The organism is Streptomyces sp. (assembly GCF_036524955.1).
Lineage (GTDB): Bacteria > Actinomycetota > Actinomycetes > Streptomycetales > Streptomycetaceae > Actinacidiphila.
Genome location: NZ_DATDBG010000162.1, coordinates 23,455 through 30,724, shown reverse-complemented (window position 1 = coordinate 30,724; position 7,270 = coordinate 23,455). Strand labels below are relative to the sequence as shown.

General features: G+C 70.1%; 6 protein-coding genes. 3 read left to right on the top strand and 3 right to left on the bottom strand.

Features of this window, described 5'->3' with window-relative positions; genetic code table 11:
- Positions 1 to 3,167, bottom strand: a 3,167-nt coding sequence (locus VIW71_RS13160; RefSeq protein WP_331622324.1) for a glycosyl hydrolase, incomplete at its 3' end; no start/stop codon positions are given.
- An 825-nt stretch (positions 3,168 to 3,992) separates the two neighbouring features.
- On the opposite strand from VIW71_RS13160, the gene VIW71_RS13155 reads away from it, so the two are divergent.
- Together VIW71_RS13155 and VIW71_RS13150 are read left to right on the top strand one after the other, a co-directional pair.
- Entirely contained in the window at positions 3,993 to 4,466 is a 474-nt protein-coding gene (locus tag VIW71_RS13155; RefSeq protein WP_331622323.1) for an ATP-binding protein, read from the top strand.
- A 44-nt stretch (positions 4,467 to 4,510) separates the two neighbouring features.
- A complete protein-coding gene (locus VIW71_RS13150) occupies positions 4,511 to 4,753 on the top strand; it encodes a hypothetical protein (protein ID WP_331622322.1) in 243 nt (80 codons plus the stop codon).
- Positions 4,754 to 4,890: 137 nt separating this feature from the next.
- On the opposite strand, the gene VIW71_RS13145 is transcribed toward VIW71_RS13150, so the two are convergent.
- A complete protein-coding gene (locus tag VIW71_RS13145) occupies positions 4,891 to 5,643 on the bottom strand; it encodes an antibiotic biosynthesis monooxygenase (RefSeq protein ID WP_331622321.1) in 753 nt (250 codons plus the stop codon).
- Positions 5,644 to 5,720: 77 nt separating this feature from the next.
- On the opposite strand from VIW71_RS13145, the gene VIW71_RS13140 reads away from it, so the two are divergent.
- Positions 5,721 to 6,170 (top strand): nuclear transport factor 2 family protein, encoded by a 450-nt coding sequence (locus tag VIW71_RS13140; protein ID WP_331622320.1) that lies wholly within the window; start codon positions 5,721 to 5,723, stop codon positions 6,168 to 6,170.
- Between the two features lie 28 nt (positions 6,171 to 6,198).
- Here VIW71_RS13140 and VIW71_RS13135 read toward each other — a convergent pair whose 3' ends face one another.
- Complete coding sequence (locus tag VIW71_RS13135) at positions 6,199 to 7,221, bottom strand: methyltransferase (RefSeq protein ID WP_331622319.1); 1,023 nt, start codon at positions 7,219 to 7,221, stop codon at positions 6,199 to 6,201.
- Between the last annotated feature and the right edge of the window lie 49 nt (positions 7,222 to 7,270).

Sequence of the window (7,270 nt, the reverse complement as noted above, 5' to 3'; positions counted from 1 at the left end):
GTGGAGGTCTTGGGGTTGGTGGGTGTGCCGTCGTGGTTGGCGCCGCCGGCGGAGGCCACGGTCACGCTGCCGGCTGTGCCCGCGGTTCCCGACAGGGTGCCGTCGCTCTGCAGGTAGAGCGTGGGGGAGGTACCGCCCGTCGGCGTCGGAGTGGGCGTCGGGGTCGTTCCCGTGTACGGGAGGGTGATCAGGGACTGGTTGCCGGTGCCCAGGGTGGTGGGTGCGGTGCCGAGGGCGTTCCAGACCTCGATCTTGACTGTGCCGTTGGTGAGGTTGCAGAAGGTTCCGGTGGTGGTTTTGATGCCGGTGGTCTGCTTGTAGTGCTCGTAGCCGGTGACGGGGTCGGTGGCGAAGTACTGGTAGGTCTCGACGCGGTCCCAGCTGCCGTTGCTGGTGCAGTCGTAGGAGACGCGGGTCTGGGCGGCGTTGCCTACGGCGGTGTTGGCGTCGACGGAGAGGTCGAAGGCGGTGGCGCCTCCGTTGTAGGTGAGGTTCACGCCGGTGGCGGTGGAGGTCTTGGGGTTGGTGGGTGTGCCGTCGTGGTTGGCGCCGCCGGCGGAGGCCACGGTCACGCTGCCGGCTGTGCCCGCGGTTCCCGACAGGGTGCCGTCGCTCTGCAGGTACAGCGTGGGGGAGGTACCGCCGGTCGGCGTCGGAGTGGGCGTCGGCGTCGGGGTGGGAGTGCCGGTCGGGTCGGTGCCGCCCGTGGCGTTGCCGCCGCTCCAGTTGTTGGCCCCCGAGGCGACGGTCTTCCCGGCGGGAACGTTGAGCACCGTGCCGTTGGAGAAGTGGACGGTGATCGCCGCGGCGCTGATGTTGGAGGCCACGTACGTCCGCGCGCCGTTCTTCACAAAGACGGAGGACAGCGGATTGTCGCTGGTCACGCTGGTGTCCACGGTGCCGAGCGCGGCCAGGTTGCGGATCCAGTGGAAGGTGTGCGCCTTGCTCTCACCCTCTTCGGGGGTGAAGGAGTTGTTGGCACGGTATTTGGACAGCGCCTGGTCGCCGTTGCCCAAGGCGAGGAACTCGTACCAGATGTCCGTCCAGATGGCCGGTTCACCGCCGCCGCGGTTGGTGACCATGTCGTTGTAGTCGGCGAGCACGTAGGCCGGGTCGTAGCCCATGTACAGGTGGCCGCCGGTGACGGGCAGCAGGTTGATGCCCTGGATCTGCTCGGGGGCGCTGGAGAACCAGGTGGAGTACGAGCCGCCGTCGCCCCAGACCATGCCCACCTCGTTGTGGGCGAAGGCGGAGGGGTAGTTCTCGTTCTCGGTGTCGAACCAGTACTCCTGGATGGCCGCCGCCTGCGTGGTGTACATGAAGATGCCGGCGTCGCGGACGGCCGTGTTACCGGTGGCCTGGCCCCACTGGATGAGGGCGCTGTCGAAGTTCATGCCCTCCGACGAGGACTCCTGGTTGTTGCCGGCTGCGAACGAGCCGTGTCCCGAGGCCCAGTCGTGGCCGTCGTAGATGTCGAAGTCCCGCAGGTAGGGGAAGCGGGTGTCGCTGCGGTCGTAGTTGTTGGCGTCGCGGATGAGCAGGTCGACCATGCCGCCGTACTGGGTGTTGGAGGCCCAGGCCGGGTCGAACTTGGCCAGTGTGGCGGCCGCCGCGATGTAGTAGCCGTAGTGGAAGTGGTGGTCGTTGAGTTCCTGGTCGGACCCGTAGGACGCCGGGTACCCGATGAGGGTGCCCCAGTTCTGGTCGTAGTAGAAGAGGTGGCCGGTCTTGCCGGTGGTGGCCGTGAACCAGTCGGTGAGCTTGGACTTGATGGACGCGAGCGCCGCGTCCCGGACCGCGGTGTTGCCGGTCTGGTCGGCGATCTCGGCCAGCCGGGCGGCGCGGCCCAGGCCCTTGCCGGTCCAGTAGGTGTCGTCGCTGACCTGCTTGGTCGGATCGGCCTGCTCGGCGTTGAGGTAGCTCTGGAGCGTCGTGGCGTCCGCTCCGGCGCTGTCGCCGACCGCCGGGACCTCCGGGAGGACGCCCTGGAACTTCATCGTGGTGGTGAAGGAGGAGACGCCGGTGAGGACCTTGAGCGCACCGCGGGCGGAGACGTAGGTCTGCGGGAGCGGGGTGCCCGATGCGAGATGCCGCCACTGGTGGGGAAGCAGGGCCACGACCGTCTTCGTGCCGGTGCCCTCGCGGGCGGTCGTGGTGTAGGCGTAGGTGGTCGTCACGGTGCTGGTCCCCGGCGCGTACTGGTACGAGAGCTGGGTGCCGGTCACGTGGTTGTGCGCGTACGTGCCGTACGTCGCGGCCAGGGCGGCCCGGTCGGCCGAGGGGGTCGAGGCGGTGGTCGGCAGGACGGCGACGGAGAAGTAGTCCTTGCCCGCGAGCGACGAGGAGAGGGTGGAACCGCTGACCGTCCAGGTCGCGCCGGTCGGCGCGTAGGCCACGTAGTCATGGCCGTTGATCCGGTATCCGATCGTGGAACCGGAGTTGGACCAGACTGTCGGGGCACCGGCCGACGAGGTGATCGTCGCGTTTCCTCCGGTGGCCTTGAAGTACGCGAACGGCAGGCCCTCGCCGATGGTCGCGCGCAGTGTGCGGGTGCCGTCGCTGAAGTACGGGCTGACGGTCCAGTCGCTCCAGCCGTCGACCTTCACGTCGGGGGAGCTGAGCCCAGCGACGCCCGTGACGAAGTCCTGGCTGTAGGGGAAGTGGTACTCCCCGACGCCCGTGGCCGTGCCGGAGATCGCCGGTGTCGTGGTGTACGAGAACCCGAGACCGCCCGACGTGGCACGGAAGGCCAGCGGATGGGCGTGCAGCGGTTCACCGTAGGCGCAGTTGGTCTTCTTCCAGAGGATCGAGGACCACCAGTCGTTGGTGGGGACGGGGCCGGCCGGCGCGTTCGCGGTGACCCAGGCGCGGGGGTTGGTCGACAGGCTTCCGCACCCGGAGGGCAGCGGCCCCACCGGCGTGGTGGTGTAGCTGCCGGCACCCACCGTGGTGGCGTAGGCCGAATGGGACGTCAACAGCGCCAGCAGGCCGGCGACGAGTGCCGCCGCCGTGCTGACGGCCAGCACCCGCAGCCGCAGCACCGCGCGGTCCCGCGCGGTGCGTGGGGAGCGCCGACCCGCCTTCCGGGCCGCGTGCTCCGCCCGGTCGGTTCCGGCGGGGAGGCCTGGCCCCGTCGCCGGTGAGCGGTCGGGGGTTGGTCTGGTCACGGTGATGCCTCCTGAGGCAGGTCGTCACCGTCCCATCGGGCGGCGACGACGAAGAGGAGCGTGCGACGCGACGGACGAGCGTCGTGGGGGGAGCGGGCGCGGCGTCATGATCCGCCGGGACCATGGGTCGGGCCTGCCTCGCGGCTCGCCTCTCCGAGGCTGAGCAGCAACCGATACTGAGAGCGCTCTCAAGCGGAGGAGGCTAGATGACAGCCGAAGGTGCGTCAATGATGTGGACACGGAAGCGTCGGAGCTGTTGTCGTGCTCCGGTACGGGCACGTCGGAATCGGGCCGGTTCGGGCGCTCGCGAAGGTCGGGAGAGGCGGGAGGGGATGGAGGTGTTGTGCCATGTCGCGGGCTGTTGAAGGCCGGGTGGCCGGACGGCTGGTCCGGGAGTGCTCATCCTCGGACTGCCTGAGAGCGCTCTCACGACGCTGAGGCGCCGCACAGGACCGCCGAGGCCCGGCGAACACCGCCCGGAGGGCGGACGGCTGGGGGGCGTCTTGCCCGCAGCCCCGCAGGACCGCCTTCGGCGTGTCCGCGCCCGCGGGGGAGAGACCGTTGTCCACAGCCGGCCCGCATGCGTACTGCGCACGCCTCGGTGTGCCGGGTACCGTGGGCCGGAGTGTCCGCCGTGGCAGTGGGGCGGCCGGGGAGGCGGCATGGTGGCCGTGGCCGTGGCCGTAGCGCCCGGCACCTGCCCGGCGACCTCGCCCGCAGCCCGACGAAGCCGGCGTACGATCCGCTCCGCGTCCGCGTACGCTCACCCACCGTACGAGCGTCAGGCCTGGTGAAGGGGCAATCCGGCCCGGCACATTGAACCGTATGACAGCACCACCGACCCCCATCAGGCCTCAGCCTTCGGTACCCGCAGGCGAGTTCGCCCAGCGTTTCAGCGCCACCCGGCTCGGCGCGCGCCTCGCCCGGCACCTGACGCTCCACCAGCTCAATCAGTGGGGCATTCCGTACGACGGGGACACCGCGCAGGCCGCGGCCGTGATCGTCGGCGAGCTGGCGGCCAACGCCGCCACCCATGGCCGCGTCCCCGGCCGCGACTTCGAACTGCGCCTCGCCCTCGCCGACGGCACCCTCCGTATCGAGGTGAGCGACACCCGCTCCGAGCGGCGCCCGCCCGGCCCCGGCGAGGTCAAGTCCCCCGACCCGCTCGCCGAGTCCGGCCGGGGCCTGTTCCTCGTCGAGGCGCTCGCGCATCGCTGGGCGGTCCTCGACCGGCTCTCCGTGGGCAAGACCGTCCGCGCGGAGCTCGATCTCCCGGGCCGGGACGGGCCCCGTCCCTGAGACGGCCGATGAGGGCTGCCGGACGGCGAAGGCGACGGGGAGACATGGCAGGTCTGGAGAGCAGCGGGGCAGGGGACGGCCGGTGGGGCGCGAGCGGACCGGCGGACACCGGCGGTGCCGGCCGCGCCGAACCGCCCGCCGAACCGCCCACGGACGCGGCCGGGGCTCCGCGCGGGGCGCTGGTGGCGCCGCGTGACGAGGTCCTGCGCGGGTTCACCGAACGAGGGCTGACGCCCGAGCTCCTGGAGCGGGCGGCCGGGGGACGAGGCCGCCCGCGGGGGGAGTGAGCAGGAAGACCGACCGAGGACCGCTGCGGGAGTGGGACTCCGCACCACGCGGGAGATCCTCCGCCACGCCACCGCGGTCCTCACCGGTGCCGAGGCGGACCGCGACGGTCTCGACGGAGGTCCCGACGCGTTCAAGCTCAGTGACCGAGCGCTGGAACCTCGTGGTGCGGGCTTTCCGGAGCCGTTCGCCCGCTCTCACCCGCCGAGCGCGAGAATGTGATCCGGTACGCATTCCAGTCGTAGGAGTGCGCGAGAGAACTGACTCGGACCGCTGACGATCGGCGTTCACTCGTCCACTCGCTCTCGGGGAGCGTGCGAAAACCGTCGTGGGCCGATTCGTCTTTCCACTGGGAGTAGACAAGTACGAAGCTTCCCTCGACACCGACACCGCCGAGGCCGCGCAGAACGCTGTGGGAAAGGTATCCGGGCACCCCGGCCAGCCAGGCCCGTCCGGGCCCGAGGGCATCGATCAGCGGTTCGGGGTCCGGGCCGGCAACGCCGAAGATCTCGATCACAGTGTGGTGACCGTGCTCCGGAGAGAGCTCCACGCGGTCGTGTGCCGCCGGGAACCGCTGGGTGAAAGCCACTGCTGTCTGCAGGAGTTTGAGGGAGGTCGCCAGCTCGCGGAACACCGGGAGCGCCCGGTGTCTGAACACTTCGTCGCTGGCGTTCCGGGCTTCGAGGTCGCTGCGGCTGCGCCACTGGATGAGGTTCGCGGAACCGGGAGTGTGCACGCCGCTGTGCAGGGAGGCCGAGATCCATCCGGGATAGTCCGCTCCCTCCATTACCTCCCGCATGACGTCCATGAGACGCCGCTGGTTTTCCGAGGAGTCAGTGGTGAAGATGTTGAAGACAGTCAGGAGACCGTCCTCGGCGGAGATGACGGGCATGGTGGCCTTCCTTCGCCTGTCGTGGTGGAGGTGTATTCGGCGAGTGCCGTCCGGGACGATGTGGTCATACTTGGTGCATGAACGATCAGGAATCCGCCATGAAGGTCGGCTCGCTGCTCGACCGTTATCTGCTTGACCTTGACGATGACGGAGTCGCGCTCGACGACGCATGGGCGCGCAGCCTTTTCACCGAGGACGCCGGAGTCGAGTTCCCGATGGGCGGGCACCAGGGGAGAGCCGGCTTGGCCGACTACCACCGGCGGACGCTCTCGGCGTGGGAGCGGACACAGCACATCCACTCTCCCGCCGTGGTCGAACTCCTCGAAGGCCGGGCGGTCCTGCGGGCCAATCTGATGTCCGTGCTGGTGCACAAGGCCGACGACAGCGCTCCCCCGATCTTCGTGACCGGCACGTTCGTCTCGGGTGAGGCCCGCCTCACGCCGGACGGATGGCGGCTGAGCCGGCTGTCGTTCCGTCTTGGCTGGACCGCCGGCCGCCCGCCCGCCGCCCCAGGGGCAGCGGACTGAGCCAGAAGAATCCTCTCGGCCCGCGGCCTCACCGCGGACCGGCCGTGAACTCGACCACCGAGCGGGCCGCCACCCGCCCCGGCGCGCTGTGCGCGGCGACGAAGGTCAGGCCGGCGTTACGCGCGAGTTCGACGATCTCGGACACCCCGCGTTCCTTGCCCGCGAAGAAGACGAGCATCCGCAGGTCCATGATGGTGTTGGGTGACTCCCCGTCCTCGCCCGTCTGTTCGATGACGAACACCCGTCCCCGCTCACCGGCAGCCTCGGCGCAGCGTTTGAGGATGGCCAGGGTGTCGTCGTCGTCCCAGTTGTGGATGACGGAGGAGAGGATGTATCCGTCCGCGCCGCTGGGCAGCGAGTCGAAGAAGCTTCCGGCCAGCGCCTCGGCCCGGTCGCCGACACCCCGGTCCGCGAAGGTCCTGCGGGCCGTGTCCAGCGATGCCGGGAGGTCGAGGACGCTGCCCCTCAGCGTCGGGTGGGCGGTGAGCAGGGCGGCGAGCAGCAAGCCGTTCCCCCCGCCGACGTCCATGACGTGGCCGAGCGTCGACCAGTCGTACGCCTGCGCGATCTCATGAGCGCTGTGCGCGATGTTCGACGCCATCAGGGAGTTGAAGGACTGCGCACGGGCCGGGTCCGCGGCGAGATCGTCCCAGAAGGACTGCCCGAACCGGACGGGGAAGCCCGGTTCGCCGGTGGTGACCGCGTGGGCGAGTTCCGTGACGCTGAGATCGGCACGGCCGAGGGCTCCGCGCAGATCCCACAGGGCGCGCATCCCCGAAGGGTGATCCGACAGGAGGAACCGGCCGCGTTCCGTCAGCCCGTAGCCCGTGCCGTCGCGGTGCAGCAGACCCACGCCCGCGAGGTGCCGGAGCACGCGGTCCAGTGCACCGGCGTGCAGACCCTCGGCCTCGGCGATGACGGTTGCGGTGGTGCGCCCGGCGACGATGTGATCGGCCACCGAGTATGTGGCCGCTACGCGTATGACCATCGGGGTGACCAGGTCGGCCTGCTTCCACAGGTCCAGGTCGGGGCGGGGGTGATGGGTTGACATGCATCCACTCCTTGTCTGGCCGGCCGCGTGTCGTGTCCCGCAGTCGGGG